Here is a 26,957-nt window from a genome sequence, read left to right as displayed (position 1 = left end):
TCGAAGGAGACCGATGGTGGAAGCCGTACAGGATGCCGGGGTCGTGGTCACCGGGGCGGGAGGCGGCATCGGGGCCGCGCTGGCCCGCCGCTTCGCCGCGGAGGGGGCCCGGGTCGTCGTCAACGACCTGGACGCCGACCGGGCGAAGGCCGTCGCCGACGAGATCGGCGCCGTCGCGGTCCCCGGCGACGCATCCGCGATCGTCACCGAGGCCCGCGAGGCGCTGGGCGGCGCGGTCGACGTGTACTGCGCCAACGCGGGCGTGGGCTCCGGCGGTTCGGAGGCCGCGGACGAGGCCGTCTGGGCGCTCGCCTGGGACGTCAACGTCATGGCCCACGTACGGGCGGCGCACGAGCTGATCCCCGACTGGCTGGAGCGCGGCAACGGCCGATTCGTCTCCACCGTCTCCGCGGCCGGCCTGCTCACCATGATCGGCGCCGCGCCCTACAGCGTCACCAAGCACGGCGCCTACGCCTTCGCCGAGTGGCTGTCCCTCACGTACCGCCACCGCGGGATCAAGGTGCACGCCATCTGCCCGCAGGGCGTGCGCACCGACATGCTCACCGCGAGCGGCAGCGCGGGGGAACTGGTGCTCCAGCCCACCGCGATCGAACCGCAGGACGTGGCGGACGCCCTCTTCAAGGGCATCGAGGAGGACCGCTTCCTGATCCTGCCCCACCCCGAGGTCGCCGAGTACTACCGGGCCCGCGCCGCCGAGCCCGACCGCTGGCTGCACGGCATGAACCGCCTCCAGCGGCAGTGGGAGGGAGCTACGGCCCGATGACCGCCTCGCGTTACGCCGCCAAGCCCTGGCTGGACCTGCTGACCGACGCCCGAAGGCGCCGCTGGACTTCGGACGCCTCCCTGGTGCACGCGTAGCGCCGGGCCGCCGCCGAGGCACCCCACCGCACCTTCCTCGCCTACTTTCGACGGGCGCCTCACCTACCGCGCGGTGGACGAGCTGAGCGACTCCGTCGCCGGGCACCTCGCCGCGCGCGGCCAGGAGCGCGGCGAGCGGGTCGCGGTCCTGCTGCAGAACTCCCCGCACTTCGTGCTCGCGGTGCTGGGCGCCTGGAAGGCGGGGGCGGTGGCCGTACTCGTCAACCCCATGTACAAGGCGGGGGAGGTGGGCTGCCGAAGACGGCGAGTGGGAAGATCCTCCGTCGGGAACTGGCGTTCCTGTACGCAACAGGACGAACATCGAACGGACACTGAAAAGGAAAGGCAGGTGACGGCAGTGCCCAGGACCACGGACGGGGACGGCACTCCGGTGCCGCAGCGGCTCCTGGCCGCCGCCACCCGGCTCTTCGCGGAGCAGGGCTACGACCGCACCTCGGTACAGGAGATCGTCGAGGCGGCCGGCGTCACCAAGGGCGCCCTCTACCACTACTTCGGCTCCAAGGACGACCTGCTGCACGAGGTGTACGCGCGCGTGCTGCGCCTCCAGCAGGAACGCCTGGACGCTTACGCGGACTCCGACGAGCCGGTCGAGAAGCGGGTGCGCGAGGCGGCGGCCGATGTCGTCGTCACCACCATCGACAACCTCGACGACGCGTCGATCTTCTTCCGCTCCATGCACCAGCTGAGCCCGGAGAAGAACAAGCAGGTGCGCGCCGAGCGCCGGCGCTACCACGAACGCTTCCGCGCGCTCATCGAGGAGGGCCAGCGGGCCGGCGTCTTCACCAAGGAGACCCCGGCCGACCTGGTGGTGGACTACCACTTCGGTTCCGTCCACCACCTCTCGACCTGGTACCGTCCCGACGGCCCGCTCAGTCCGCAGGAGGTCGCCGACCACCTGGCCGACCTGCTGTTGCGGGCCCTGCGCCCGTGAGGTGGTCGGCGAGGGCCGCCGCCGGATTGCGCGGCCGCGGCCCGCGCCCGGCCAGGACGACGGTCCGGCCCGGCTCCGGCTGCCGGAGCTCCACGCACGGCAGCCCGGCGCGCTCGCCGATCTGGAGGCATGCTTCGCAGACCGTCCCTCTGGCTCCGCCTCGTCTCCTTCGCCCGCGCGCGGACCACCACCCCTCCGGCGGCTACTGGCCGACGCAGGGGCGCCCTACAGGTACTTCTTGATCTCCCGCCGTGCCAGCGAGCGCTGGTGCACCTCGTCCGGGCCGTCGGCGATCATCAGCGTCCGGGCGCCCGCGTACAGCTCGGCGAGCGGGAAGTCCTGGCTCACGCCGCCCGCGCCGTGCAGCTGGATCGCCCGGTCGATGATCTCGACCACCGCGCGGGGCGTGGCGATCTTGATGGCCTGGATCTCGGTGTGGGCGCCCCTGTTGCCGACCGTGTCCATCAGCCAGGCGGTCTTGAGCACCAGCAGCCGCAGCTGCTCGACGGTGACCCGGGCGTCCGCGATCCAGTTGTGCACGACGCCCTGCTGGGCCAGCGCCTTGCCGAAGGCCTCGCGGGACACCGCGCGGCGGCACATCAGCTCGATCGCGCGCTCGGCCATGCCGATCAGCCGCATGCAGTGGTGGATGCGGCCCGGACCGAGGCGGGCCTGGGCGATCGAGAAGCCGCCGCCCTCCTCGCCGATCAGGTTCGACACCGGCACGCGCGCGTGGTCGAAGGTCACCTCGGCGTGGCCGCCGTGGTAGTGGTCCTCGTAGCCGAAGACCTGCATCGCGCGGTCGACGGTGACGCCGGGCGTGTCGCGCGGCACCAGCACCATGGACTGCTGGCGTCGGATGTCCGCGCCGTCCGGGTCGGTCTTGCCCATCACGATGAAGATCTTGCAGTCCGGGTTCATCGCCCCGGAGATGTACCACTTGCGGCCGGTGATGACGTACTCGTCGCCGTCCCGCTCGATGCGCGTGGTGATGTTCGTGGCGTCCGAGGAGGCCACGTCCGGCTCGGTCATCGCGAACGCCGAGCGGATCTCACCGGCGAGCAGCGGCTCGAGCCACTGCTTCTTCTGCCCCTCGTCGGCGAACTGGGCCAGCACCTCCATGTTCCCGGTGTCGGGCGCCGCGCAGTTCGTCGCCGTCGGCGCCAGCTGCGGGCTGCGGCCGGTGATCTCGGCGAGCGGGGCGTACTGGAGGTTGGTGAGGCCGGCGCCGTGCTCGGCGTCGGGCAGGAAGAGGTTCCACAGGCCCTGGCGGCGGGCCTCGGCCTTGAGGTCCTCCACGACCTGCGGCGTGTCCCAGGGGGAGGCGAGGCGGGCGCGCTGCTCGTGGGCGACCTGCTCGGCCGGGTAGACGTGCTCGTCCATGAAGGCGAGCAGCTTGGCGCGGAGTTCCTCGGTGCGTGCGTCGAACGCGAAGTCCATGGCGGGTCAGCCCTCCTGAAGGGTGGTCAGGCCGTGCTCGATGAAGACGGGGACGAGGTCGCCGATGCGGTCGAAGCCGCGGCCGACCGTCCGGCCCAGCGTGTAGCGGTAGTGGATGCCCTCCAGGATCACGGCGAGCTTGAACCAGGCGAACGCCGTGTACCAGGCGACGGCGGACACGTCGCGCCCCGAGCGCGCGGCGTACCGCTCGATCAGCTCCGCGGGGGCGGGATGGCCGGGGGCCTGGGCCGTGGTGGAGACGGGGGAGTCGGGCATGCCGAGCGGGCTGCCGTACATCACCAGGAGGCCCAGGTCGGTGAGCGGGTCGCCGAGGGTCGACATCTCCCAGTCGAGGATCGCCCGGATCTCGTCGTTCTCCCCGCCGATCAGGACGTTGTCGAGGCGGTAGTCGCCGTGCACGACGGTGGGGGAGGGGGAGCGGGGCAGTTCCCGGCCGAGGGTGGCGTGCAGCTCGTCGATGCCGGCCAGGTCGCGGTTGCGGGAGGCGTCCAACTGCTTGGCCCAACGGCGCAGCTGGCGGTCGAGGAAGCCGGCGGGGCGGCCGAAGTCGCCGAGGCCGACCTCGGCGGGGTCCACCGTGTGCAGGCCGACGAGCGTGTCGACCAGGTTCAGCACGGCGGCCCGGGTGCGCTCGGGGCCGAGCGGGGCGAGCTGTTCGGCGGTGCGGTACGGGGTGCCCTCCACGAACTCCATGACGTAGAAGGGCGCCCCGAGGACGTCCTCGTCCTCGCAGAGCAGGACCGGCCGCGGCACCGGTACGTCGGTGGGGTGCAGGGCGCTGATCACGCGGTGCTCGCGCCTCATGTCGTGGGCGGTGGCCAGGACATGGCCCAACGGGGGTCGTCTCACGACCCAGCGCGCGGTACCGTCCGAGACCGCGTACGTGAGGTTCGACCGTCTGCCCTCGATCAGTCGGCCGGACAGCGGGCCGGCCACCAGACCGGGCCGCTCGCGGTCGAGCAGGCCGCGCAACCGGTCGAGATCGAGTCCGGGCGGGTGGTCGGGGCTCATTCGTCGCTCCTACGGGCAGGTGAACAGTACCCGACTCATGATGCCGACCGGTCGGTATGGCGTCCAGAGGAGGAGCGGAACGTGTTCGGGGCCACGGTGGGCCCCGATGGGTGAGGTGTTGGTGTTTCGAGCGGCCGGCTTCTAGTGGTCGTCCCAGTGGCCTTCGTGCGCCGCGTGGCGGTGGCCGTCGTGCAGGTAGTCGACGTGGTCGCCGTGCGGTACGCGCGCGTGCCCGCAGCCCTCGCCGTGCCGGTGGTCGTGGCTCACGTGCGCGGTGTGCCCGGCGGGCTCGCACTCGTCCCAGTGGCCGCCGTGCGCGCGGTGCAGATGGCCGTCGTGCGCGTAGTCGACGTGGTCGCCGTGGGGTACCTCGATGTGGCCGCACTCCGGGCCGTGTACGTGGTCGTGGGCGACGTGTTCCTGGTGGAGAGTGGTCATGGCGCTCACCTTAAGGGTGGATATCCAGACATTCGGCTTGCGTGGTGCCCGGGTACCCCGGAGGGTCGAAGCCATGAAGGCGATCAGTTACGCACGGTACGGCGGTCCCGAGGTGCTGGAGTACGGAGAGGTCCCCGATCCCCGGGTCGGGCCCGACTCGGTGCTCGTGAAGGTGCGGGCCGCCGCCGTCAACCCCGTCGACTGGAAGTGCCGGGACGGTCATCTCGACGCGATCCTCCAGCCCGTCTTCCCGGTGGTCCCCGGGTGGGACGTGTCGGGGGTCGTGGTGCAGCCCGGGGCCTCCGTCACGGAGTTCACGGTCGGGGACGAGGTCGTCGGGTACGTCCGCGAGGACTTCCTCTCCCGGGGCACCTTCGCGGAGTACGTGGCGGCGCCCGTGCGAACCCTCGCGCGCAAGCCGCGCAACCTCTCCTTCGAGGAGGCGGCCGGGCTGCCGCTGACCGGGCTGACCGCGTACCAGGTGCTGACCGAGGCGCTGCGGGTGAAACGGGGTGAGACCGTCCTCGTGCACGCCGCGGCGGGTGGGGTCGGTTCGATCGCCGTCCAGCTCGGGCGGCATCTGGGGGCGCGGATGATCGGTACGGCGAGTGAGCACAACCACGACTTCGTGCGGGGGCTGGGCGGGGAGCCGGTGGCGCACGGGGAAGGGCTGGTTGAGCGGGTGCGGGGGCTGGCGCCCGAGGGGGTGGACGCGGTGTTCGACACGGTCGGCGGCGAGACGCTGAAGGTCTCGGCGAACCTGCTCGCTCCCGGCGGCCGGCTCGTGTCGATCGCCGACGCGGACGCCGTCGACTACGGAGGGCGGTACTTCTTCGTGCGCCCCGACGCGGAGGATCTGCTGCGGCTGACCGAGTTGGCGGAGCAGGAGGTGGTGACCGTGCACGTGTCGGAGACGTTTCCGCTGGAGCGGGCGGCGGACGCGCACCGGCGGAACCAGGAGGGTCGGACGCGGGGGAAGATCGTGGTGACGGTGGACTGGTCCTGACCGCTCCTCACCGGCGTGGTCGGTGGTCGGCGGGGCCGGCCCTAGAGGACGAGCAGCGCGCCGCACAGCGCGAGTGCCACCGTGCACAGGGCTGCCGCCGTGGCGTAGGGCGGGGTCAGAGGGCGAGGTCTGGGCGTCGCCGAGAGGGTGCGGATGCGCTCGTGGGCGATGCGCAGGAAGACCAGCCAGAGGGCGCAGCACAGGGCGGCGGCGACGACCGAGGCGGGGGTCGCGCCGCCGTGCAGCACGGTCTTCGCGGCGAGTACGGCGACGACGGTGCCGGAGAGGGTGGTGCGGCGCCAGGCGAGGCGGGTGCGCTCGGGCTGGAGACCGGGGTCGCGGCAGGGGCCGGGGACGGGGTCGGGCGTGCCGGTGGTCACCGTCAGCCCTCCCACCCGACGAGGACCACGACGACCATCGCCACGGCGACCACGGCGACGACCATGCTGAGCAGGGCCGGGAAGCGGGAGACGGGGAGGTCCTCGCCCCGGCGCATGGCGCGTTCGCAGCGCACCCAGTGGTTCACCGCGCGCAGCGAGCACAGGACGCCGGCCGCGAGCAGCGCGAGGGCCAGCCCGACCCGCCAGCCCCAGCGCAGGTCGGGAAGGAACTGGTCCACCGCGAAACCGCCGCCGATGAGGGCGAGGGCGGTGCGCAACCAGGCCAGGAAGGTGCGCTCGTTGGCGAGCGAGAACCGGTAGTCGGGGGTGTCGCCCTCCTGTCGGACCTCTTCGGGCGCGAACCAGAGCCGGACGTTCCGCACGAATTGGATCACGCGGGGACCCTATCGGGAGGGGCGCTCTTGGCGGTGGGGCGGGGGATGCCCGCGGGTTGCCTCCGGCGGCCGGGCGGCGGCCGGCGGCGGACCGGCGCGCAGGGAGGCGCCGGCCCGCGCCGCCCCTGAGCTCACCCGGTCCGCCGAGCCCGCAGCCGCGAGTACGCCGCGAACCCGTCCGGCACCCATTCCCACTCCCCGAGCCTGACCTCCACCTCCGCCTCCGTGAGGAACCCGTGCCACGCCACCTCCTCCACCTGCGGAGCGACCGGTCCCTCCCAGCGCACCTCGTACACGGCCGACCACCAGGTCCGCCCGGCGCCGTCGTCGTACAGGAACTTGAAGAGGTACTCCGGGCGCGGCAGCCCGGTCACCCCCAGTTCCTCCTCCGCCTCCCGCAGCGCCGCGTCGTCGTAGGACTCGCCCGCGCCCACCACCCCGCCGACGAACATGTCGTAGAGGGACGGGAGACCAGCTTCGTCGCCGTGCGGCGGTGGACGAAGACACGGCCCCCGGCGTCCCGGACCCACACGAAGACGCAGCGGTGGCACAGTCCCCCCGCGTACACGTCACCCCTGCGGGCCTGCCCCACGACGTGGTCGTCCTCGTCGACGACGTCCAGGATCTCGTCAGCAGCGCTCATGCCTTCCATCCAAGCAGCGGACGTTCCTCCGGCGTCGCTCCAGGGGCCGCTCGTGGGCCGGCGACGACCTGCGCACAGCGGTGTCACACCGCAGACGCCCTGCGGACAAGTTGCTTTTTCTACAAGCGAGTTGACGCGTGTAACGCGTGGTCGGGCCTTGACGCCGAGCCTTGGCGGCCGGTTTGCTGTGAGTGATCAGTGCATGGCAAACCGGCTACGACGACCCAGCGCGTCGCGTGAGGAAGATCCCGCGGTGTCCCCACCTCCGCCTCCCCTCGGCCGCGGCCGCAGACGCGCCGCCCAGGCCTTCGACGAGGCCCTCGACGACGCCGAACTCGTCGCCGCCCGCGCGGCCCTGGCCCAGGGGCGGTGGCAGTCCGCCCGGTCCCTGCTGGTCCACACGGGCGACGACTGGGACCGCCGGGGGCACCGGGTGACCGTCCTCGCCAAGGAGACCTACTGCGCCGCCTGGGCCCGCGAGTGGCTGCTCGCCGAACCCGACTCCGCCGACGCCTCACTGCTGCTCGCCGTGGCTCTGGTGCACCGCGCCCTGCGCGGCAAGGAGAAGCCGGGCAAGGCGAGGGACGCCTGCCGGGGCGCCGCCGAGCTGCTGCCGTACGACCCCACCCCCTGGCTCGGGATCCTCCTGCTGGAGCGTTCGCTCGGTGCCGACGACGAGGCGGTACGGGCCTTCGAGGCGGTGCGCGGGCGGTACGCGGACCACCACCACGCCCACCACCTCATGGTGGCCCGGCTCGCCGAGTGCGGCGCCGACCGGGGCCCCGATCCACTGCACGAGGTGTACGACTTCGCCTCCTGGGCCGCCGAGCAGGCCCCCGCCGACTCCCCGCTCGCCATCCTCCCGGTGGTCGCGCACGCCGAGCGCTACCGCGTGCTGGCCGCGGCCGGGCACCAGCCCGCCGATCCGAACGCCTCCGGGCACTGGGCCGACCGCCGCGCCCGGCTGGTGATGAAGGCGGCCTTCGACTGGTGGCTGGAGTGGGAGCAGGACGGTCACCCGCGGCGCCTGATCGACCTCAACTTCCTCGCCCACGCCAAGTCCTGCGAGGGCCGCGGGGCCGAGGCCGCCGCCCTGTTCCACCGCATCGGCGAGCACCCCACGCCCGCGCCGTGGTCGTACCCGGACCGCGATCCGTACCCCGCCTTCCGGGCCGCCCGCGCCGGCGCGCTCGGCACGGCCTGACATCCGCCACGAACACGAGAGAAGGTCGGTCCCCCGATGACCACGGGCAGTTCGAGCACGAGCAGAACCGCGAGCGGTGGCACGATCAGTACCTTCAAGGGCCGGGAGCGGGCGCTGCGCGCCGACCGGCTGGGCACGGGGGGCCTGCTGCTCTCCGTGCTGGCCGCCACCGCGCCGCTCATGGTGGTGGCCGGGGTCATGCCCACCACGTTCGCGGTGATGGGCATCGTCGGGCAGCCGCTGCTCTTCGTGGTGCTGGGCGTGGTGCTCATCCTCTTCAGCGTCGGGTACGCCGAGATGAGCCGGCACGTGCACAACGCGGGGGCCTTCTACGCGTACATCTCCCGCGGGCTCGGCGGCACCGCCGGCGCGAGTGCCGCCCTGGTCGCCCTGGTCGCCTACAACGCCCTCCAGGTCGGCATCTACGGCATCTTCGGCTTCGAGGTCTCCGGGCTCCTGGCCACCTACGCCGACCTGGAGGTGGCCTGGTGGATTCCGGCGCTGCTGGCCGTGCTCGCGGTCGGCACGCTGGGCCGGTTGAAGATCGACGTCAACGCGCGCGTCCTGGGTGTGCTGCTGTTGATCGAGGTCGTGCTGGTCGTCGTGTTCGACATCGCCGCCGTCGCCGATCCGGGGGCGCAGGGGCTGTCGTTGCGGGCCTTCGACCCGGAAACCCTGACGGGGGCGGGAGTGGGCACCGCGCTGTGCTTCTGCATCGCCGCCTTCCTCGGCTTCGAGCAGGCGCCCGTGTACGCGGAGGAGACCAGTCGGCCGCACGTGCTCGTTCCGCGTGTCATGTTCCTGGCGGTGGGCGGGGTCGCGGTCTTCTTCGCGCTGAGCAGCTGGGCCCTGACCGTCGCGACCGGGCCGGACGAGATCGTCGGGACCGCGCGGGAGCAGAGTGCCGGACTGCTGTTCTTCCTGACCGAGTCCCGGCTCGGCGGGGCCTTCACCGACGTACTGCACGTCCTGTTCGTGACCGGCATGTTCGCCGCCCTGCTCAGCTTCCACAACGTCGTCGCCCGGTACGCCTTCGCCATGGGGCGTGAAGGGCTGCTGCCCGCGGCCTTCGGACGGGCCAGCGGTTCCAGCGGCGCCCCGGGCACCGGATCGCTGCTCCAGACCGCCGTGTCCGCCGTCGTCGTCATCGGCTTCGCCATCGCCGACGACAAGCCGAACGGCGACCCGACCCAGCCCGTGCTGCACCTCTTCACCTGGGGTGGCAACATCGGTGCCCTCGGCGTGATCGTGCTGATGGCCGCCGCGTCGTTCTCCGTCGTCGCCTTCTTCGTACGGCGTGGCGCCGCCGGCACCCAGGGCGTACGGCTGGCGACCTCCACCGTCGCGGGCGTCGCCCTTTTGGTGATCGCCGGTTACACGGTCAAGGACTTCGACGTCCTCGTCGGCGCCGGCCCCGGCTCCTCGCTGAGCTGGATACTGCCGGGCATCATCGGCCTCGCCGCGGCCGGCGGTCTGGTGCAGGGCATGGTGCTGCGGACACGGGCGCCCGAACGGCACGCCCGGATCGGCCAGGGCAACGAGGCGTTCCAGCTCGACAAGGAGGCGTCCTCCTGAAACTCAGGGGGACGCGGAGGGCGTGAGCGGGTCCGGGGCGGCGAGCACGAACGCGTCCTCCCGGGCCCCTTCCGTACCGCCGTACCGGACGCGCACGTCGAGCGCCGTGGCGTCCTGGGTCCTGTCCGGCGGCCCGACCTCACCGGTGGGGCAGGAAGCGGCGATCACCGCCACGGTCCCGGCGAGGCACAGCCCCGCGATCCGCGTGCCCAGCGAAATCCCCATGCCGCCCCCCGACGTGACCGCCCCGGAAGCGTGCCGGGGGGCTCCCGTCATCCGGGCGCACGCCCCGCCGGGGAAGTGGCTCAGGCGGCGGAGTCGGTGCCGCGGTCCGGCAGCACCTTCCGAGACCGGCCGCGGTCCGCGGCAAGCGCGAACGCCGACTCCACCGCCCGGACCGGCACCACCGCGCTGACCGGCGCGTCGAACGCGGGCTCGGAGCGAGCAGGTGCAGCGCCCCGTCGAACCCGTCGTCGGAAGCGGAACGCCCCGCGCGGCTCGATCTCCCGGCTCACCATCAGGTTTCCCACGAAGGGGGCTCTGCCCCGGCAGCCGGCCTCCGCCGGACCCGGGGCCGGCGCCGGCCCGATGCCCCGGCGGGAACCGGTCACCGGGGCGGCGCGCCCGCCGGTGTCGCAGAGAGGACGGGCCGTCGTCCTCGTACCCCTAAATGACCAGTGAGAGGAGCAGGACCAGGGCGCCCGCGACCACCGAGATGATCGTCTCCATGACGGACCAGGTCTTGATGGTCTGGCCGACGTTCAGGCCGAAGTACTCCTTCACCAGCCAGAAGCCGGCGTCGTTGACGTGGCTGAAGAACAGCGAGCCGGCGCCGATCGCCAGGACCAGCAGGGCCGCGTGGGTCGTCGACATGTCGGCCGCCAGCGGCGCCACCAGGCCGGCCGCCGAGACGGTCGCCACGGTCGCCGAACCGGTCGCCAGCCGGATCGCCACCGCGATCAGCCAGGCCAGCAGCAGTGCCGGGATCGACCAGTCCTCGGAGATCTCCAGGATCATCCGGCCCACGCCGGAGTCGATCAGCGTCTGCTTGAAACCGCCGCCCGCGCCGACGATCAGCAGGATGCCCGCGATGGGCGCGAGACCCTTCTCGACCAGGCCCGAGAGGCGGTCCTTGCCGAATCCGGCCGGACGCAGCAGCGTGAAGATGCCGACGATCACGGCGGCGAGCAGGGCGACCAGCGGGTTGCCGATGACGTCGAAGGTGCGCTGCACCACGTTGTCCGGGTCGTCGACGACGATGTCGACCAGCGCCTTGGCCAGCATCAGCACGACCGGCAGCAGGATCGTCGCGAGGGTGGCGGCGAAGCCGGGACGCTTCTCCAGCTCCTCGGAGGCGCGCTGCGGGATCATGCGGTCGGGAGCGGGGACGTCCACCCAGCGGGCCGCGTACTTCGAGAACAGCGGACCGGCGATGATCACCGTCGGGATGGCGATCAGGACGCCCAGCGCGAGCGTCACACCGAGGTTGGCGCCGAGCGCGTCGATCGCGACCAGCGGGCCGGGGTGCGGCGGGACCAGACCGTGCATCACGGACAGGCCCGCGAGGGCCGGGATGCCGATGCGCATCAGGGAGTAGTTGCCGCGCTTGGCGACCATCAGGACGACCGGGATCAGCAGCACGATGCCGACCTCGAAGAACAGCGGCAGTCCGATCACGGAGGCGATCAGCACCATCGTCCACGGCATCGACCGGGGGGTCGCCTTGGCGAGGATGGTGTCCACGATCTGGTCGGCGCCGCCGGAGTCGGCGAGCATCTTGCCGAGGATCGCGCCGAGGGCGATCAGCACGCCGACGCCCGCGACGGTGGAGCCGAGTCCGGCGGTGAAGCTGGTGATGACCTTGTCCAGCGGCGCCCCGGCGAACGCGCCGAGCGCCAGTGACCCGATGGTCAGCGACAGGAAGGCGTGCAGCTTGAACTTGGTGATGAGCAGAACGATGACGGCGATGCCCAGGAGCACGGCGATGCCCAGCTGGGCGTGGCCGGCCGAGGTGATGGGCTCGACGGTGTCCGCTGCCAGCATCTCGACGCTGAGTCTGGTCACGGTGGTTCCCTTGCGGTGATGGGGATTCGGGGGAGGGGTCGGGGCCGTGTCCGCAGGGGCGGCACGACCCCGGGGGAGGCGTGGGGGTTACCGGATCGCCGGATTACCGGGTCGGTTCGGAGAGATCCTCGAGGGCGTGCACCGCCCGTTCGGCGATCTCCTCCGGGGTGCCGGCGACGTCCACCGCGACTCCCGCCTCGTCCGGCTCCAGGGGCTGGAGCGTGGCGAACTGGGAGTCGAGCAGGGCCGTCGGCATGAAGTGCCCCTGCCGGTGCGACATCCGGTCCTCGATCAGCTCGCGGCTGCCCGTGAGGTGCACGAAGACGACACCGGGAGCGGCAGCTCGCAGCCGGTCGCGGTACGACCGCTTGAGCGCCGAACTGCTCACCACCCCGCCGAGCCCCGCCCGCCCGTGAGCCCAGCCGCCGATGGCGTCCAGCCACGGCCAGCGGTCCTCGTCCGTGAGCGGGGTGCCGGCCGTCATCTTGGCGATGTTGGCCGGCGGGTGGAAGTCGTCGCCCTCGGCGTAGGGAACGCCGAGCCGGGCCGCGAGCAGGGGACCGATGGTGGTCTTCCCGGTGCCCGCTACGCCCATGACCACGACGACGTGGGGGGTGTGCAGTCGCTGCATCGCACTCTCGCTGTCTGCTGTCTTCGTCGACACGTGATGTCGACGCAACTGAAACCCATTAGGTACGACGAATTCAAGAGGCTGTGACATATAAGTCTGACTTTTTGCTCCCGTGACCTGCCCCGTACTCTGAGTGCATGAGCACACCGGGCCGGGGGCTGCACGGCCGCGTACTGGACACCCTCGGGCCCGCGATCACAGCGGGCGAGTACCCTGCGGGCAGCGTTCTGCGCACGGACGAACTCGCCCAGCGTTTCGAGGTGTCGCGCTCGGTGATGCGTGAGGCCGTGCGGGTACTGGAGTCCATGCACCTGGTGGAGTCGCGCCGCCGCGTGGGCGTGACCGTCCTGCCCGAGTGCGAGTGGAACGTCTACGACCCGCAGGTCATCCGCTGGCGCCTGGCCGGCTCCGAGCGCCCGCGCCAGCTGCGCTCCCTGACGGTGCTGAGGTCGGCGGTCGAACCGGTGGCCGCGGGCCTGGCGGCGCGGCTCGCGACGCCGGAGCAGTGCGCCGAACTGACCGAGTGCGCGCTCGGCATGGTCGCCAACTCACGCGGCCACCAACTGGAGCAGTACCTCTTCCACGACGTGGCCTTCCACCGCGTCATCCTGACCGCCTCCGGCAACGAGATGTTCGCCCGACTCGGCGGCGTCGTCGCCGAGGTCCTGGCCGGCCGCACGCACCACGACGTGATGTTCGAGGATCCCGATCCGGCCGCCGTCACCCTGCACGTCAAGGTCGCCGAGGCGGTGCGCGCCCGGGACGCCGAGCGCGCCGAGCGGCTGACCCGGGAGATCACGGTGGGGGCGCTGCACGAACTGGACATCCTGGCACCCTGACCGACGGGGCGGGCACCGGTCGGTCCGGGGGTCGTGTCAGTCGAGGAACTCCCCGTCCACGTACACCCACGCCCCGTCCACCCGTTCGAACCGGCTCCGCTCGTGCAGCGCACCGCCGCGGTAGGACGCCCGGAACGTGACGGTCCCGGTGGCGTGGAACGCGGAACCGTCGGCCGCGTCCAGGATCTCCAACCCCGTCCAGCGCATGCCCGGGTCCAGGTCCAGGCGGGCGGGCCGGGTCCTCGGGTGCCAGGTCCGCAGCAGGTATCCAGCGTCGCCCTTGACGAAGGCGCTGTAGCGGGAACGCATCAGCGCCTCGGCGGTCGGCGCGGAGGCGGGCCCCGCGTGGAAGCGGCCGCAGCATTTCTCGTAGGGCTCGGGCAGCCCGCAGGGACAGGAAGGCGTGGTCATGACGGTCATTGTGCCCGTTGCTCGCGTCGCCGGGAAAAGCAGAAGACCCCTGCTCGGCAGGGGTCTTCACTGGTGTCCGAGGGGGGACTTGAACCCCCACGCCCGATAAAGGGCACTAGCACCTCAAGCTAGCGCGTCTGCCATTCCGCCACCCGGACAAGGTGTCTGTCGTGCGGGCTGCTGCCCGCGGCGACGACGTAAACATTACCAGGCTTTCCGGGGCGGCCGATCACCCCCTCCTTGGGCGCGGACGGCCGGAGGGGGAGGATGAGGGGGACCCACCAGCGGGGACACCCCAGGGCACCAGCAGGGACACCAGCAGCGACAGCGGGAGGAAGCACGTGAGCGACTCGGGCACGGCCAGGAGCGTCACCGGCGAGGACGAGGTCGTCGACCTCTGCCGCGAGCTGATCCGGATCGACACCAGCAACTACGGCGACCACTCGGGTCCGGGCGAGCGCAAGGCGGCCGAGTACGTCGCCGAGAAGCTCGCCGAGGTGGGACTCGAACCGCAGATCTTCGAGTCCCACCCCGGGCGCGCCTCCACGGTGGCCCGGATCGAGGGCGAGGACCCGTCCCGGCCCGCGCTCCTCATCCACGGCCACACCGACGTCGTCCCGGCCAACGCGGACGACTGGACCCACCACCCCTTCTCCGGCGAGATCGCCGACGGGTGCGTGTGGGGACGCGGTGCGGTCGACATGAAGGACATGGACGCGATGACCCTCGCGGTCGTCCGCGACCGTCTGCGTACCGGCCGCAAGCCCCCGCGCGACATCGTGCTCGCGTTCCTCGCGGACGAGGAGGCCGGCGGGACGTACGGCGCCAAGCACCTGGTGCACAAGCACCCGGAGCTGTTCGAGGGCGTCAGCGAGGCGATCGGCGAGGTCGGCGGCTTCTCGTTCACCGTGAACGAGAAGCTGCGGCTCTACCTCGTCGAGACCGCCGAGAAGGGCATGCACTGGATGCGGCTCACCGTCGACGGCACGGCCGGCCACGGCTCGATGACCAACGACGACAACGCGATCACCGAGCTGTGCGAGGCCGTGGCGCGGCTCGGCCGGCACAAGTGGCCGGTCAGGGTCACCAAGACCGTACGGGCCTTCCTCGACGAGCTCTCCGACGCGCTCGGCACCGAACTCGACCCCGAGAACATGGAGGAGACCCTCGCCAAGCTCGGCGGCATCGCCCGGATGATCGGCACCACCCTGCGCAACTCGGCGGCGCCCACCCAGCTCGGCGCCGGTTACAAGGTCAACGTCATCCCCGGGCAGGCCACCGCGCACGTCGACGGCCGCTTCCTGCCCGGCTACGAGGAGGAGTTCCTCGCCGACCTCGACCGCATCCTGGGCCCGCGCGTGCGGCGCGAGGACGTGCACGCCGACAAGGCGCTGGAGACCGACTTCGACGGCCGGATCGTCGACGCGATGCAGACCGCCCTGCGCGCCGAGGACCCGATCGCACGGGCGGTGCCGTACATGCTCTCCGGCGGCACCGACGCCAAGTCCTTCGACGACCTCGGCATCCGCTGCTTCGGCTTCGCGCCGCTCAAGCTGCCGCCGGAGCTGGACTTCGCGGGCATGTTCCACGGGGTGGACGAGCGGGTGCCGGTGGAGGGACTGCAGTTCGGCGTGCGGGTGCTCGACCGCTTCATCGACGCGTCCTGACCTCCATGACGTATTCGGTCGCGCGTGCGGGGTGCGACCAGGAAGGGTGAATGCGCTCATAGGCTCGTAGCCTCATTACTCCCTCCTCGTTACAGGTGATGCGATCAGCAACCTGGATCGCTTTTGCCAACTAGGAGGAATAATGCTCAAGAAGGTCGTCGCCGTCGCGGCTGCCACCGGTGGTCTGGTCCTCGCGGGTGCGGGCATGGCCGCCGCCGACTCCGGTGCCCAGGGTGCCGCCGTGCACTCGCCCGGCGTCCTCTCCGGCAACGTCGTTCAGGTGCCCGTTCACGTTCCGGTGAACCTCTGCGGCAACACGGTCTCCGTGATCGGCCTGCTGAACCCCGCCTTCGGCAACGTCTGCATCAACAAGTGACGTTGTGCCTCGCCCCGTGAGGGTCTGAGTCCGCCGGCCCCGGAGCGCGCGCCATGCGCTCCGGGGCCGACGGCCTGCACGGGCCTTCCGGGAGAGGGAAACGACGGCAACGCCGGAATCCCCGGTAACCACGGGATTTCACGGCCTACTGGCCTCGGTACATCCGGGCCTGAGGACTACGGGACTAGGGCAAGGCAGGGATTCAGGAAATGCGACAGGTCACCCGCAAGGGCCTGATGACTATGGCGGCGGCCACCGGCGTGATCGCCGCCGCGGGCGGCGCCGCCCACGCGGACTCGGGGGCGCACGGCTCCAGTTCGGGTTCGCCCGGCGTGCTGTCCGGCAACACCGTGCAGGCGCCGGTGCACGTGCCGGTGAACGTGTGCGGCAACACGGTCAACGTCGTCGGCATCCTCAACCCGGCGATGGGCAACTCGTGCGCCAACCAGGGCGGCGGTGCCTCCGGCGGACACGGCGACTCCAAGAACCAGTCAGGCGCGCACGGGGGCTCGCACGCCGACGGACACGCCGGCGACTCGCCGGGCGTCGGCTCCGGCAACACCGTGCAGGCGCCGGTGCACGTGCCGGTGAACGTGTGCGGCAACAGCGTCGACGTCGTCGGCGCCCTCAACCCGACCACCGGCAACGACTGCGGCAACGGGGGTGGCGGAAATCACTCCACGCCGCCCGAAAAGCCGGGTGACCCCGGTGACCCGGCCGGCCCGGGTGAACCCGGTGACCCGGGTGACCCTGGGGACCCTGGGGACCCGAGTGACCCCGGTGACTCGGGCGAGGACACTCCGGGCGGTTCCTCGGACGGCAACCAGCCGGACACCCAGACCGTCGCCCAGCCCCAGGGCAACGCACAGCTCGCCGAGACCGGCAGCGACCTGCCGCTGGGCCTGGCCCTTCCGGTGGGCGCGGGTGCGCTGCTCGCGGGCACGGTGCTCTACCGCAAGGCACGCGCCTCGGCCTGACGCGCCCCGTGCGACGGGGGCGGGTGGCCCGCACGAACAGCGGGCCCCGCACGGCGGGGCCGGCTCGACCGGGCACCCGTGCCCGGTCGAGCCCGGTCACCGGGCTCACCAGGTGGCGCGTACCTGGCGGATGATCCGCCGCCGCAGCCGCACCCTGCGGCTGCCGTCGCGCAGCAGACTCAGGCGGTACAACTCCCAGTGTCCGTACTCGGCGTGGTCGGTCAGCAGACGCGTCGTCTCCTTGCGGGAAACCCCGCGCGGCACGTACACGTCGACGAATTCGTATTCCGGCATCGAATCTATTGTGCGGGCTGGGGCCCGGTACGGATAGCGTCTGCACTATGTCTGATGCTGCGCAGCCCACCGCTGCCGAGGTACGCGCCGCCGCCGAGGCGGTCAAGACCGCGCTCGACCGCCACCTGGCCGCGGTCGAACGCCGGTCGGGGGAGGACGACCCGGCCGTCTACGACGCGTTCAACCAGCTGGCCGCGGCCGCGGAGGCGTACGACGAACTGCTGTACGACCGCTACGACGAGGTCACCCCCTTCGAAATTCCCGGCGCGGACGACTCCCTGCCGCCGTACACGGGACCCGAGGAACCGAGCGCGCTGAGCGTACTGATCCGCCGTGACTACGCCGTGGCCGAGCCACAGCGGCTGATGGCCCAGGCACGGCGGGTCGGGGCCGCTGACGAGGAGGAGGAGGGAACGGCGGCCTCCGGCACGGTGCACGGTGCGCTCGGTCTCCTGTTCGGCGAGTTCGAGCCCGACGAGATCGCGTCCCGGCACAAGGATTTCGGCCTGGAGGAGGGTGACTCCACGCTGTGGGTGACGGCCGCGGATGAGACGGCCGAACCGGGGGAGTGGCTGGAAGCCCCGTTCGAACAGGTCGACCCGCAGCGGGTGGTCTGCCGATTCGACGTCAGCGCGGTATTCGACGACGAGTTCGACGACGACATCGAGGAGGACCTCGACGCGGATCTGGAGACGGATCCACAGGGGGATCTCGACGGGAGGCCGGATCCGGATGAGGGCGGCGAGCCGGCGCGGCTGGAGGCGGACCGCCGGGGGCCGTGAGCGACGACGCACCGGACCGGGCGGCGGCGGTCGACGGGGATTCCCTTGACCGCCGCCGCCATCGGAGTGTCGGCCCCGGTCAGTCGGCCACCGGAACCTGCGGCGCGAGCAGCACCGGCAGCCGGGTCGTGCGCGGCTCGGCCGGACCCTCGGCCACGGCCCGGGGCAGCGCCTGCTCCACACCCTGCACCACGGACAGATGACGGACGGCCCGGCCGAACGCCGTGTAGATCCAGGGGCGGCTGAGAGCCTGCGCGGCGTCGCCGGGCAGGACCACGACCACCGCCGGCCACCGGCCGCCCACCGCCTGGTGCGCGGTCAGCGCCCATCCGTGCCGCACGGACCGCTCCACCCGCTCCTGCGGCACGACGACGGTCTCGCCCGCGCAGGACAGGTGCAGTCCGTCGGCGTCGGCCTTCACGACCCGGCCCGGCAGCGTACGACCCGGCACGGGGGAGTAGGCGACACGGTCGCCGGGGTCGAAGCCGCCGAAGCGGCCGGGGCCCGGGTTCAGCCGCTGCTTCAGTACCGCGTTGAGCGCCCGGGTGCCCGCCGCGCCGCCGTGACCCGGTGTGATCACCTGGGTGTCCTCGGCGGGGACGCCGATCGCGCGCGGCACCGAGTCCGCGACGAGCTGGACGGTGCGGTGCACGGCCTCGCCGGCGTCCCGCACCGGCACGATCACGACCTCCTTGCCGGGCGCGTCCACCTGAACGAGTTCGCCGATGCCGATGCCGGAGACCAGTTCGCCGAGCGGGCCGGGATCCGGACGCCTGGAGGCGACCTGCGGGCAGACCCGCGCCGCCAGCAGGTCCGCGAAGACCCGTCCCGGGCCCGCGGACCACAGCACCGCCGGGTCGCCGGCCAGTACCAGCCGCGCCCCGTCCGGCAGGGACTCCACCAGCAGGGCACCCGCCTCGACGTCCAGCTGCGGTGCGTCGAGCAGCACGAGGAGATCGAGGTCCAGCGCACCGTCGGCGTCCCGGCCAGGCCCCTCGGTGCCGGCCAGCAGCCCGGCCAGCGTGACGGCGGCGGAACCTTCCGGGGCGGGAGCGGGGGCGGTCAGGTCGGAGTCGTGGGCAGCGGGCGAGGTGCCGCCGCCCGGCTGGGCGGCGAAACGGTCACGGCCGAGCGGGCCCGGCGCCGCGGCCCAGGCGCGCAGGCCGAGCTCCCGCGCGGCGCGCAGCAGGGCGGCCAGCTCGGCCAGGGACGCCTCGCCGCCGGTGTGCAGGACCAGTCCGTGCCCCGCGACGGCGCGGATCAGGTCGGCGGCGGCACCCTGCGCGGAGTCGGCGGCCCGCTCCCAGTCCGCGGCGGAACCGTCCTGCTTGGGCGCGGAGTCGACCAGCCGTGCCAGGCCGTCCGCGAGGCTCTCCTCGGCGAGCGCGAACCGCTCCAGGCCGATCAGGACCCGGACCGGGCGCTTCTCGTCCTCGTCCGGAGCCTCCGTCCCACCGGTCCCGCCGGACGCGGGCTCCGGACGGGCCCCGGGATCCTCCACGGCGTCCTGGAAGGCCAGCGCCTCACCTTCAGCGAGCGTGCTCTGTACGGCGGCGTCGGGGTCCGGCAGGCCGCGCTGGGCCAGCGTGGCCGTCAGCCGCGGCAGCTCCAGGGCCGTGTGTCCGGCGAGGGCCGCCTGCTCCAGCAGCCACACGGTGACCGCACGGCCGCGGCGCTCGTCGTCCGGGCCGCACGCCGCGCCGAGCAGGGCCCGGGCGAACCCGTCGGCCTGCTCCGGCCGTACTCCGCCGACCCGCAGCAACTGCCAGGGGTCCGCGCGCAGCGCCTCCTCCGCCCTCTCGCCGAGCAGTGCGGCGGTCTGCGGTGCGAGCGCCTCGGGGGCGCCGCCCTCGGCCAGTACCCGGCGCACGGCCTGAACGGTCTCCGGCGCAGGGCCCGCGTGGCCGGCGGCTTGCTCGGCCCGCACCGGCCGGCGGCGTGGAGCCGTCTCGGGGGCGGGGCGGCGCGGCGCGGGGGTGGAGTCGCCGAAGACCGTGGCCGCGGGCTTATCGCCGCTCTCCACGGCCCGTACGGCGGCGAGCAGGTCGGCCGCCGTGCCGCTGAGCTTGCCCCCGGCGTCGATCGCCCCCCGCTTCTCGGCCTTCCGCCGCGCGATCCGCTCCCGCTCGACCTGTTGGGCCGCCAGCTCCGCCTCGGCCTCGGAGACCTGGGCGGCTTCACCGTCGCCCTCCACTGTGCCGGCCGGCGACCCCGAGGCGCCCTCGCCACCGATGCCGCCGGGCTCCGACGACTCCCCGGCCGACCCGGCGTCCTCGACGACCCCGCCCTCCGCCGGCCCGGTGGTGCCGCCTTCGTCGCCCGCCGGGCCCGCCTCGACGGCCGGCACACCGGCGGAAACCACGCCCCGGTCCCCCGTACCGGCGTCGCCCGCACCGTCGCCGACGGGCCGCCCGGCGTCCGCGTGGCCCGCGTCGGCCTCGTCCGTCGTGCCCGGCGTCTCCGGCCCGGCGTCCACGGTGGCCGTGGGGTCCTCGGAGGTGGGCTCGGGCTCCGTGCTCACAGCGTGCTCCAGTCGTGATCGGGATAGCGGTGCACGGGCGCCGACACATCGTCGAGCGCCCGGCAGATCTCGTCAGGAAGACTAAGGGTCTCCACTGACAACGCCGCCGTGAGCTGCTGCGCGTTGCGCGCGCCGACGATCGGCGCGACCACGCCCGGCCGGTCCCGGACCCACGCCAGCGCCACCTGGAGCGGCGTCACCGCGAGCCCGTCGGCGGCCGTCGCCACCGCGTCCACGACGTGACCGGCCGTGTCGTCGAGGTAGGGGGCGACGAACGGAGCCAGATGGTCCGAGGCGCCCCGCGAGTCCGGTGGCGTCGCGTCCTTGCGGTACTTGCCGGTGAGGACCCCGCGGCCCAGCGGGGAGGAGGGCAGCAGGCCGATGCCCAGGTCCAGCGCGGCAGGCAGCACCTCCCGCTCGATGCCCCGCTGGAGCAGCGAGTACTCCATCTGCGTGCTCGCCAGCCGGTTCCGCACGCCCGGCGCCGCCAGCTGCCAGGTCGCCGCCTTGGCCAACTGCCAGCCGCAGAAGTTCGATACGCCCGCGTACCGGGCCCGGCCGCTGCTCACCGCCACGTCGAGGGCGTGCAGCGTCTCCTCCAGCGGCGTGTGCGGGTCGAAGGCGTGCAGGTGCCACACGTCGACGTGATCCGTGCCCAGGCGGGCCAGCGAGGCGTCCAGCGCGGAGAGCAGGTGGGCGCGAGAACCGTCGAAGCGGCGGCCGGGATCGGGCACACTGCCGGCCTTGGTCGAGAGCACCAGGTCCCGGCGCGGCACCAGCCCTTCCATGAGCCGTCCGAGCAGGTACTCGGCCTCCCCGTCGCCGTACACGTCCGCGGTGTCGACGAGGGTCCCGCCCGCTTCCCAGAAGGTCTTCAAGAGGTCGGCGGCGTCATGCTCGTCGGGGCCCCGGCCCCAGGTCAGGGTGCCGAGACCGATGCGGGACACGCGCAGGCCGGTGCGGCCGAGATGCCTCTGCTCCATGAACGCCGACATTACTGGCCACGGCTTGCGCTGTGGGGGCCTGTGGACAACCGAATCGCCGCGCTAAGGTCGGGGCACAGAACACGTTACTGATCGGTAAGGGGAATCGGCCATGCAGCTCGGGATCAACCTCGGCTACTGGGGTGCCGGAATGGACGCGGACAACCTGGCCGTCGCCCAGGAGGCCGACCGGCTCGGCTACGCCGTCTGCTGGGCCGCCGAGGCCTACGGCTCCGACGCGGCCACCGTGCTCACCTGGGTCGCCGCCCAGACCGAGCGCATCGACGTGGGTTCGGCCATCTTCCAGATCCCGGCCCGCCAGCCCGCGATGACCGCGATGACGGCCGCCACTCTGGACTCCCTCTCCAAGGGCCGCTTCCGCCTCGGCCTCGGCGTCTCCGGTCCTCAGGTCTCCGAGGGTTGGTACGGCGTCAAGTTCGACAAGCCGCTCGCCCGCACCCGCGAGTACGTCGAGATCGTGCGCAAGGCGATGACCCGGGAACGGCTCTCCTATGAAGGACAGCACTGGACGCTGCCGCTGCCCGGCGGCCCCGGCAAGCCGATCAAGCTGACCGTGCACCCGCAGCGCGAGCACATCCCGCTGTACATCGCCGCCATCGGCCCGAAGAACCTGGAGCAGACCGGCGAGATCGCCGACGGCGCCCTGCTGATCTTCCCCTCCGCGGACCACCTGGAGGAAACCGCGGTCAAGCACCTGCGGGCCGGGCGCGAGAAGGCCGGCAAGACCCTCGACGGCTTCGACGTCTGCCCGACCCTGCCGCTCGCCCTGGGCGACGACAAGGACGTCGCCGCGCTCGCCGACACCTTCCGCCCCTACACCGCGCTCTACGTCGGTGGCATGGGCAGCCGCAAGCAGAACTTCTACAACCAGCTCGCGCAGCGCATGGGCTACGAGGCCGAGGCCGCCGAGATCCAGGACAAGTACCTGTCCGGCGACAAGGAGGGCGCCGCCGCGGCCGTACCGCACGAACTGATCGACCAGACCACCCTGCTCGGCTCCGTCGACCGCATCGCGGACCGGATGAAGGCCTACGCCGCCGCCGGCGTCACCACCCTGACGCTCGCCCCCGCCGGGTTCACCCTGGACGAGCGGATCGCCGCGCTCCGCGCCGGCACCGAGGCCCTGGAGCGCGCCGGACTGGCGTAGCGACTCAGGAGCGACCCAGAAGGTTCTGCGGCCGTGGTGGGGGCTCGGGGGTCTTCCCCGCCACGGCCGTCACGAGGAACAACGTCCCCACGCGCGCGGAGTTACGCCTCCTTCCGTTCCCGGCCGTCCTTCATTTGACTGAGTTGTCCGCCGTACCTGTTGCCGCGCCTCAGTTCCCGCCCTTGACTCGTTGTTCGCGGAGTCTGCGGAACCTGCGCAATCCTGCAGCGGCAGAGAGGTGCCAGCGATGCTTTCGGCCAAGAGTCTGTTCCAGGAGATCCTCGACAACGACGAGTCGTTCCGTCTCTTCTGCTCCATCGCGGCCAGCGGCGAGTCCCAGGGCGGCTGGGAGAACGCACGCATCGCGGCGCTGGTGCCGGAGAGTGAGCGCGCCCTCGCCCCCAAGATCACCCGGCACGGCGCGGACGAGGACAAGCACGGGCGGATCTTCAACGCCCTGCTGAAGAAGCGCGGCCTCGAACCCGTCGAAGTACCGCCCGAGACCGACTACACCATGCTCCTGGAGCGGCACGGCATCGGCCTCGCCCACGACAAGCTCAAGGCCGACCAGCCCCTCACGGTGCGGGACATCATCACCTACCTGGCGCACAGCAGGGTCACCGAGCAGCGCGCGGCCGAGCAGATGGCGATGCTGCTCAAACACTTCGGGGACCACCCGGACCTCGGCCGGGCCGTCCGCATGATCTCCGCCGACGAGGACAACCACCTCGCCTACTCCCACGAGGAACTGCTGCGCTACGCCGCCGCCGGACACGGCCGCTGCATCCAGGCGACGCTGCGCGAGTGCGCGCTCGCCGAGATCCGCGTCCACCGGGACGTCAGCCTCGGCGTGATGGCCCGCATGGGCCGCCTCCTCGGCTGGTCCCGCGCCAGGTCAGGGCTGCTCGCCGCGGGCATCCACGCGATGTACGCCTACGAGCGCCTGGCCGGCTGGCGCCGCATGGTGACCCTGCGCACGCCCGCACGGCGCGGCGCGCTCGGCGGACCCGCAACCGCGGCCCCCGAGGTCGCCTGACCGGCACGACCCCCACTCAGAGCCAGCCCCGCCGCTTGAACAGCCGGAACAGCAGCACCTCCAACCCGGCCATCAGCACGATCACCGCCGGATACCCCCATACCCAGCGCAGTTCCGGCATGTGCGCGAAGTTCATGCCGTAAACCCCCGCGACCATCGTGGGGACCGCGGCCATGGCCGCCCACGCGGAGATCTTCCGCATGTCGTCGTTCTGCCGGACGCTCGTCTGCGCCAGATGCGCCGACAGGATGTCCGAGACCAGCCGGTCCAGGCCCTCCACCGACTCGTTGACGCGGGAGAGGTGGTCGCTGACGTCCCGGAAGAACGGCCGCGCCCTGTCGTTCACGAACGGAACCACGGCGCCGAACGCGCCCGTCCCGGCCAGCCGGGCCAGCGGCGGCGCCAGGGGGCCGGTCGCCCGGCGGAACTCCAGGATCTGCCGCTTGAAGTTGTAGATCCGTGACGCGGTGTGCCGCGAGCCGCCGCCGTCCGGCGAGAAGACCTCCGCCTCCAGCTCCTCCAGGTCGTTCTGCAGTTCCGCCGCGACGTCCAGGTAGTGGTCGACGGCGGCGTCCGCTATCGCGTACAGCACCGAGGTCGGCCCCTTGCCGAGCAGTTCGGGCTCGTGCTCCAGACGCTGCCGGACGGCCTTCAGCGGGGAGCCCTCGCCGTGCCGGACGACGACCACGAAGGCGTCACCCAGGAAGATCATGAGCTCGCCGGTGGACACGGTGTCGCTCTCCGGCTCGTACACCACCGGCTTCAGGACGGCGAAGAGCGAGTCCTCGTAGACCTCCAGCTTCGGCCGCTGGTGCGCCTTGAGGGCGTCCTCCACCGCCAGCGGATGCAGCGCGAACTCCTCGGTGACCAGGTCGAACTCCTCCTGGGACGGCTCGTGCAGCCCGATCCAGACGAAGCCGCCCGCGGACCGCGCCTCGCCGAGCGCGTCGGAGAAGTCCTCAGGCCCGTCCGTGCGGCGCCCGTCCCGGTAGATGGCACAGTCGACGATCACCGAACGCATTCTCCCTTCGCCCCGGCGCCCCAGCACCGCGCCGTACGCCTACCCTGTCCGCATGCCCACGCTGATCCTGGTCAGGCACGGACGATCCACCGCCAACACCGAGGGACTGCTCGCCGGCTGGACGCCCGGCGTCGCCCTCGACGAACGCGGGACCGCCCAGGCCGCCGCGCTCCCCGGCCGCCTCGACGGCCTGCCGCTGTCCGAGGTCGTCTCCAGCCCCCTGCAACGCTGCCAGGAGACGATCCGGCCGCTGCTCGACGCCCGGCCCGGGCTGCGGTCACACACCGACGAGCGGATCGGGGAGTGCCACTACGGCGACTGGTCCGGCCGCAAGCTCGCCGAGCTCAAGGACGAGCCCCTGATGGAGGTGGTGCAGGCGCACCCCTCCGCCGCCGCGTTCCCCGGCGGCGAGTCGATGCGCGCGATGCAGACCCGCGCCGCCGAGGCGGTCCGCGAGTGGAACGCGCGCGTGGAGCGCGACCACGGCGCCGACGCCGTCTACCTCATGTGCTCCCACGGCGACATCATCAAGTCCCTGGTCGCGGAGGCACTGGGCCTCCACCTCGACCTCTTCCAGCGGATCTCCGTCGAGCCCTGCTCCGTCACCGCGATCCGCTACACCCGGCTGCGGCCGTTCCTCGTCCGCCTCGGCGACACCGGCGACTTCGCCTCCCTCGCCCCGCGCGAGGAGCCGCCGGGCGACGAGGCCACCGTCGGTGGCGGTGCGGGCGCACCGTGATCGTCGGCCGCAGTAGGGTGAAGCGACCGCAGCAGTGACCGACCCCGCCCACCCGCTTCTTACGACTTCTCATGGAGACAGGACGTGTCCCGTCAGGTGTTCCTCTACGACCAACCGGAACGTTTCGTGGCCGGCACGGTCGGACTGCCCGGGCGCCGTACGTTCTTCCTCCAGGCCTCCGCCGGCTCCCGGGTGACCAGCGTGGCCCTGGAGAAGACCCAGGTGGCCGCACTCGCCGAGCGCATGGACGAACTCCTCGACGAGGTCGTACGGCGCAGCGGCGGCAGCACCGCCGTCCCCGCCGTGGCTCCCACCGGGCCCGCCGACACAGCGCCTCTGGAGACGCCCGTCGAGGAGGAGTTCCGGGTCGGCACCATGGCGCTGGCCTGGGACGGCGAGGAACAGCGCATGATCGTCGAGGCGCAGGCCCTCGTGGAGCTGGACGCCGAGTCCGAGGAGGACCTGGCCGAGGCCGAGGAGCGGCTCCTCCAGGACGAGGAGAACGGCCCCCCGATGCTCCGGGTCCGCCTCACCGGCGCGCAGGCCAGGGCCTTTGCCAAGCGTGCCCTCGACGTCGTCAACGCCGGGCGGCCGCCGTGCCCGCTGTGCAGCCTCCCGCTCGACCCGGAAGGACACGTATGTCCGCGCCAGAACGGATACCGCCGCGGAGCGTGACCACCGACACGGCGGCCGCCGACCTGCTCGCCCAGGGCGAACTGACCGTGCGCGGACGCATCCGTGACGCCTCCAACGCGGCCCTGTACTGCACGGTGACCCACGAGGGCCGCGAGGCCGCCTGCGTCTACAAGCCGGTCGCGGGCGAGCGGCCCCTGTGGGACTTCCCCGACGGCACCCTCGCCCAGCGGGAGGTCGCCGCCTACGAGGTCTCCGAGGCGACCGGCTGGGGCCTGGTCCCGCCCACCGTGCTGCGCGACGGGCCCTACGGAGAGGGCATGGTCCAGCTGTGGATCGAGGCCGTCCCGGAGACGGAACTGCTCGCCCTGGTGGACGCCGAGGAACCCGGCCCCGGCTGGAAGGCGGTCGCCCTGGCGGAGGTCGGCGAGGGACGCACCGCGCTGCTCGTGCACGCCGACGACGAGCGGCTGCGCCGGCTCGCCGTCCTGGACGCCGTGGTCAACAACGCCGACCGCAAGGGCGGCCACCTGCTGCCCGCCGCCGGGGAGCGGCTGTACGGCATCGACCACGGCGTCACCTTCCACGCCGAGGACAAGCTGCGCACCCTGCTGTGGGGCTGGGCGGGCGAGCCGCTCACCGATGAGGCCCGGGCCGCGCTCGACGGCCTCAAGGAGGCCCTCAAGGACGGCGCGACCCTGGCCACCCGGCTCGGTGCCCTCATCACCTCCGCCGAGCTCGACGCCACACGCGCGCGGGTCGACGCCCTGCTCGCGTCCGGCAGGCACCCGGAACCGGGCGGGGAGTGGCCGGCCATCCCGTGGCCGCCGGTGTAGGCACCCCGCCGCACCAGCGGCGTGTGCGGGTATCG

At 72.4% G+C, this 26,957-nt stretch carries 29 protein-coding genes, 1 tRNA gene and 2 pseudogenes; 16 read left to right on the top strand and 16 right to left on the bottom strand.

The window, feature by feature from the left end; translation table 11 throughout:
- Nucleotides 1-13: 13 nt before the first annotated feature.
- The 3 genes and pseudogenes from IE142_RS22575 to IE142_RS22570 all read left to right on the top strand — a co-directional run bounded on the left by IE142_RS22575 (nt 14) and on the right by IE142_RS22570 (nt 1,831).
- Nucleotides 14-784 carry an SDR family oxidoreductase gene (locus IE142_RS22575; protein ID WP_191887424.1) on the top strand — a complete coding sequence of 257 codons (771 nt, stop codon included), beginning with the start codon at nt 14-16 and terminating at the stop codon, nt 782-784.
- A pseudogene (locus IE142_RS36860) lies at nt 781-1,129 on the top strand (AMP-binding protein); the annotation flags it as partial. The gene IE142_RS22575 and the pseudogene IE142_RS36860, both read left to right, overlap by 4 nt.
- A gap of 108 nt (nt 1,130-1,237) precedes the next feature.
- Complete coding sequence (locus IE142_RS22570; RefSeq protein WP_100046341.1) at nt 1,238-1,831, top strand: TetR/AcrR family transcriptional regulator; 594 nt, start codon at nt 1,238-1,240, stop codon at nt 1,829-1,831.
- Nucleotides 1,832-2,056: 225 nt separating this feature from the next.
- On the opposite strand, the gene IE142_RS22565 is transcribed toward IE142_RS22570, so the two are convergent.
- The 3 genes from IE142_RS22565 to IE142_RS22555 all read right to left on the bottom strand — a co-directional run bounded on the left by IE142_RS22565 (nt 2,057) and on the right by IE142_RS22555 (nt 4,741).
- Nucleotides 2,057-3,271 (bottom strand): acyl-CoA dehydrogenase, encoded by a 1,215-nt coding sequence (locus IE142_RS22565; RefSeq protein ID WP_191887422.1) that lies wholly within the window; start codon nt 3,269-3,271, stop codon nt 2,057-2,059.
- A 6-nt stretch (nt 3,272-3,277) separates the two neighbouring features.
- Nucleotides 3,278-4,303 (bottom strand): phosphotransferase family protein, encoded by a 1,026-nt coding sequence (locus tag IE142_RS22560; protein ID WP_191887421.1) that lies wholly within the window; start codon nt 4,301-4,303, stop codon nt 3,278-3,280.
- 141 nt (nt 4,304-4,444) lie between these two features.
- Nucleotides 4,445-4,741 carry a hypothetical protein gene (locus IE142_RS22555; protein WP_191887420.1) on the bottom strand — a complete coding sequence of 99 codons (297 nt, stop codon included), beginning with the start codon at nt 4,739-4,741 and terminating at the stop codon, nt 4,445-4,447.
- A gap of 73 nt (nt 4,742-4,814) precedes the next feature.
- Between IE142_RS22555 and IE142_RS22550 the strand changes: the two genes are divergently transcribed.
- A complete protein-coding gene (locus IE142_RS22550) occupies nt 4,815-5,747 on the top strand; it encodes an NADP-dependent oxidoreductase (protein ID WP_191887419.1) in 933 nt (310 codons plus the stop codon).
- A 41-nt stretch (nt 5,748-5,788) separates the two neighbouring features.
- Here IE142_RS22550 and IE142_RS22545 read toward each other — a convergent pair whose 3' ends face one another.
- The 3 genes and pseudogenes from IE142_RS22545 to IE142_RS22535 all read right to left on the bottom strand — a co-directional run bounded on the left by IE142_RS22545 (nt 5,789) and on the right by IE142_RS22535 (nt 7,165).
- Complete coding sequence (locus IE142_RS22545; protein WP_191887418.1) at nt 5,789-6,127, bottom strand: DUF202 domain-containing protein; 339 nt, start codon at nt 6,125-6,127, stop codon at nt 5,789-5,791.
- Between the two features lie 2 nt (nt 6,128-6,129).
- Nucleotides 6,130-6,522 (bottom strand): YidH family protein, encoded by a 393-nt coding sequence (locus tag IE142_RS22540; RefSeq protein WP_191887417.1) that lies wholly within the window; start codon nt 6,520-6,522, stop codon nt 6,130-6,132.
- Between the two features lie 131 nt (nt 6,523-6,653).
- Nucleotides 6,654-7,165, bottom strand: a pseudogene (locus IE142_RS22535) (NUDIX hydrolase).
- Between the two features lie 253 nt (nt 7,166-7,418).
- Between IE142_RS22535 and IE142_RS22530 the strand changes: the two are divergent.
- Both IE142_RS22530 and IE142_RS22525 read left to right on the top strand, forming a co-directional pair.
- Nucleotides 7,419-8,369, top strand: coding sequence for a tetratricopeptide repeat protein (locus IE142_RS22530; RefSeq protein ID WP_191887416.1), 951 nt, complete (start codon nt 7,419-7,421; stop codon nt 8,367-8,369).
- A gap of 36 nt (nt 8,370-8,405) precedes the next feature.
- Nucleotides 8,406-9,944: an APC family permease gene (locus tag IE142_RS22525; protein WP_191887415.1), complete on the top strand. Its 1,539-nt coding sequence runs from the start codon at nt 8,406-8,408 to the stop codon at nt 9,942-9,944.
- Between the two features lie 3 nt (nt 9,945-9,947).
- On the opposite strand, the gene IE142_RS22520 is transcribed toward IE142_RS22525, so the two are convergent.
- The 4 genes from IE142_RS22520 to IE142_RS22505 form a co-directional block, all read right to left on the bottom strand.
- Nucleotides 9,948-10,169 (bottom strand): hypothetical protein, encoded by a 222-nt coding sequence (locus IE142_RS22520; protein ID WP_191887414.1) that lies wholly within the window; start codon nt 10,167-10,169, stop codon nt 9,948-9,950.
- Between the two features lie 80 nt (nt 10,170-10,249).
- Nucleotides 10,250-10,474: a hypothetical protein gene (locus tag IE142_RS22515; protein WP_191887413.1), complete on the bottom strand. Its 225-nt coding sequence runs from the start codon at nt 10,472-10,474 to the stop codon at nt 10,250-10,252.
- Nucleotides 10,475-10,610: 136 nt separating this feature from the next.
- Complete coding sequence (locus tag IE142_RS22510) at nt 10,611-12,008, bottom strand: GntP family permease (RefSeq protein ID WP_191887412.1); 1,398 nt, start codon at nt 12,006-12,008, stop codon at nt 10,611-10,613.
- Nucleotides 12,009-12,111: 103 nt separating this feature from the next.
- Nucleotides 12,112-12,639 carry a gluconokinase gene (locus tag IE142_RS22505; RefSeq protein WP_191887411.1) on the bottom strand — a complete coding sequence of 176 codons (528 nt, stop codon included), beginning with the start codon at nt 12,637-12,639 and terminating at the stop codon, nt 12,112-12,114.
- A gap of 137 nt (nt 12,640-12,776) precedes the next feature.
- Here IE142_RS22505 and IE142_RS22500 point away from each other — a divergent pair, with 137 nt between their 5' ends.
- Entirely contained in the window at nt 12,777-13,478 is a 702-nt protein-coding gene (locus IE142_RS22500; protein WP_191887410.1) for a FadR/GntR family transcriptional regulator, read from the top strand.
- 36 nt (nt 13,479-13,514) lie between these two features.
- Here IE142_RS22500 and IE142_RS22495 read toward each other — a convergent pair whose 3' ends face one another.
- Both IE142_RS22495 and IE142_RS22490 read right to left on the bottom strand, forming a co-directional pair.
- Complete coding sequence (locus IE142_RS22495) at nt 13,515-13,889, bottom strand: YchJ family protein (protein ID WP_191887409.1); 375 nt, start codon at nt 13,887-13,889, stop codon at nt 13,515-13,517.
- 70 nt (nt 13,890-13,959) lie between these two features.
- Nucleotides 13,960-14,047: transfer RNA gene (locus IE142_RS22490), tRNA-Leu, on the bottom strand.
- Nucleotides 14,048-14,230: 183 nt separating this feature from the next.
- Here IE142_RS22490 and IE142_RS22485 point away from each other — a divergent pair.
- The 3 genes from IE142_RS22485 to IE142_RS22475 all read left to right on the top strand — a co-directional run bounded on the left by IE142_RS22485 (nt 14,231) and on the right by IE142_RS22475 (nt 16,909).
- The gene (locus IE142_RS22485; RefSeq protein WP_191887408.1) at nt 14,231-15,556 is read left to right on the top strand and encodes a M20/M25/M40 family metallo-hydrolase; all 1,326 of its coding nucleotides are present in this window, start codon (nt 14,231-14,233) and stop codon (nt 15,554-15,556) included.
- Between the two features lie 142 nt (nt 15,557-15,698).
- Nucleotides 15,699-15,932 carry a chaplin ChpH gene (gene chpH, locus IE142_RS22480; RefSeq protein WP_043374785.1) on the top strand — a complete coding sequence of 78 codons (234 nt, stop codon included), beginning with the start codon at nt 15,699-15,701 and terminating at the stop codon, nt 15,930-15,932.
- A 209-nt stretch (nt 15,933-16,141) separates the two neighbouring features.
- Complete coding sequence (locus IE142_RS22475) at nt 16,142-16,909, top strand: chaplin (protein ID WP_191887407.1); 768 nt, start codon at nt 16,142-16,144, stop codon at nt 16,907-16,909.
- 105 nt (nt 16,910-17,014) lie between these two features.
- On the opposite strand, the gene IE142_RS22470 is transcribed toward IE142_RS22475, so the two are convergent.
- The gene (locus IE142_RS22470) at nt 17,015-17,203 is read right to left on the bottom strand and encodes a DUF5703 family protein (RefSeq protein WP_027758838.1); all 189 of its coding nucleotides are present in this window, start codon (nt 17,201-17,203) and stop codon (nt 17,015-17,017) included.
- A gap of 47 nt (nt 17,204-17,250) precedes the next feature.
- Here IE142_RS22470 and IE142_RS22465 point away from each other — a divergent pair, with 47 nt between their 5' ends.
- Nucleotides 17,251-17,985 (top strand): hypothetical protein, encoded by a 735-nt coding sequence (locus IE142_RS22465; RefSeq protein ID WP_191887406.1) that lies wholly within the window; start codon nt 17,251-17,253, stop codon nt 17,983-17,985.
- 79 nt (nt 17,986-18,064) lie between these two features.
- On the opposite strand, the gene IE142_RS22460 is transcribed toward IE142_RS22465, so the two are convergent.
- Together IE142_RS22460 and IE142_RS22455 are read right to left on the bottom strand one after the other, a co-directional pair.
- On the bottom strand, nt 18,065-20,506 hold the full coding sequence (locus IE142_RS22460) for a helix-hairpin-helix domain-containing protein (RefSeq protein WP_191887405.1): 2,442 nt from the start codon (nt 20,504-20,506) through the stop codon (nt 18,065-18,067).
- Nucleotides 20,503-21,489, bottom strand: coding sequence for an aldo/keto reductase (locus IE142_RS22455; RefSeq protein ID WP_191887404.1), 987 nt, complete (start codon nt 21,487-21,489; stop codon nt 20,503-20,505). Before IE142_RS22455 ends, IE142_RS22460 begins: the two co-directional genes overlap by 4 nt.
- 112 nt (nt 21,490-21,601) lie before the next feature.
- Here IE142_RS22455 and IE142_RS22450 point away from each other — a divergent pair, with 112 nt between their 5' ends.
- Nucleotides 21,602-22,657 (top strand): LLM class F420-dependent oxidoreductase, encoded by a 1,056-nt coding sequence (locus IE142_RS22450; RefSeq protein WP_107479992.1) that lies wholly within the window; start codon nt 21,602-21,604, stop codon nt 22,655-22,657.
- A 247-nt stretch (nt 22,658-22,904) separates the two neighbouring features.
- On the top strand, nt 22,905-23,693 hold the full coding sequence (locus IE142_RS22445; RefSeq protein ID WP_191887403.1) for a ferritin-like domain-containing protein: 789 nt from the start codon (nt 22,905-22,907) through the stop codon (nt 23,691-23,693).
- A gap of 16 nt (nt 23,694-23,709) precedes the next feature.
- Here IE142_RS22445 and corA read toward each other — a convergent pair whose 3' ends face one another.
- On the bottom strand, nt 23,710-24,705 hold the full coding sequence (gene corA / locus IE142_RS22440) for a magnesium/cobalt transporter CorA (RefSeq protein WP_191887402.1): 996 nt from the start codon (nt 24,703-24,705) through the stop codon (nt 23,710-23,712).
- 61 nt (nt 24,706-24,766) lie between these two features.
- Here corA and IE142_RS22435 point away from each other — a divergent pair, with 61 nt between their 5' ends.
- The 3 genes from IE142_RS22435 (at nt 24,767) to IE142_RS22425 (ending at nt 26,922) form a co-directional block, all read left to right on the top strand.
- Complete coding sequence (locus tag IE142_RS22435; protein WP_191887401.1) at nt 24,767-25,453, top strand: histidine phosphatase family protein; 687 nt, start codon at nt 24,767-24,769, stop codon at nt 25,451-25,453.
- 84 nt (nt 25,454-25,537) lie between these two features.
- The gene (locus IE142_RS22430; RefSeq protein ID WP_043374805.1) at nt 25,538-26,128 is read left to right on the top strand and encodes a DUF3090 domain-containing protein; all 591 of its coding nucleotides are present in this window, start codon (nt 25,538-25,540) and stop codon (nt 26,126-26,128) included.
- A complete protein-coding gene (locus IE142_RS22425) occupies nt 26,092-26,922 on the top strand; it encodes an SCO1664 family protein (protein WP_191887400.1) in 831 nt (276 codons plus the stop codon). The genes IE142_RS22430 and IE142_RS22425 overlap by 37 nt, the downstream gene beginning before the upstream one ends.
- Nucleotides 26,923-26,957: the final 35 nt, after the last annotated feature.

It is taken from the genome of Streptomyces mutabilis (assembly GCF_014649815.1).
GTDB lineage: Bacteria > Actinomycetota > Actinomycetes > Streptomycetales > Streptomycetaceae > Streptomyces > Streptomyces mutabilis.
Note: the sequence above shows the minus strand (reverse complement) of the source record. Positions and strands in the feature narration are given on the sequence as shown.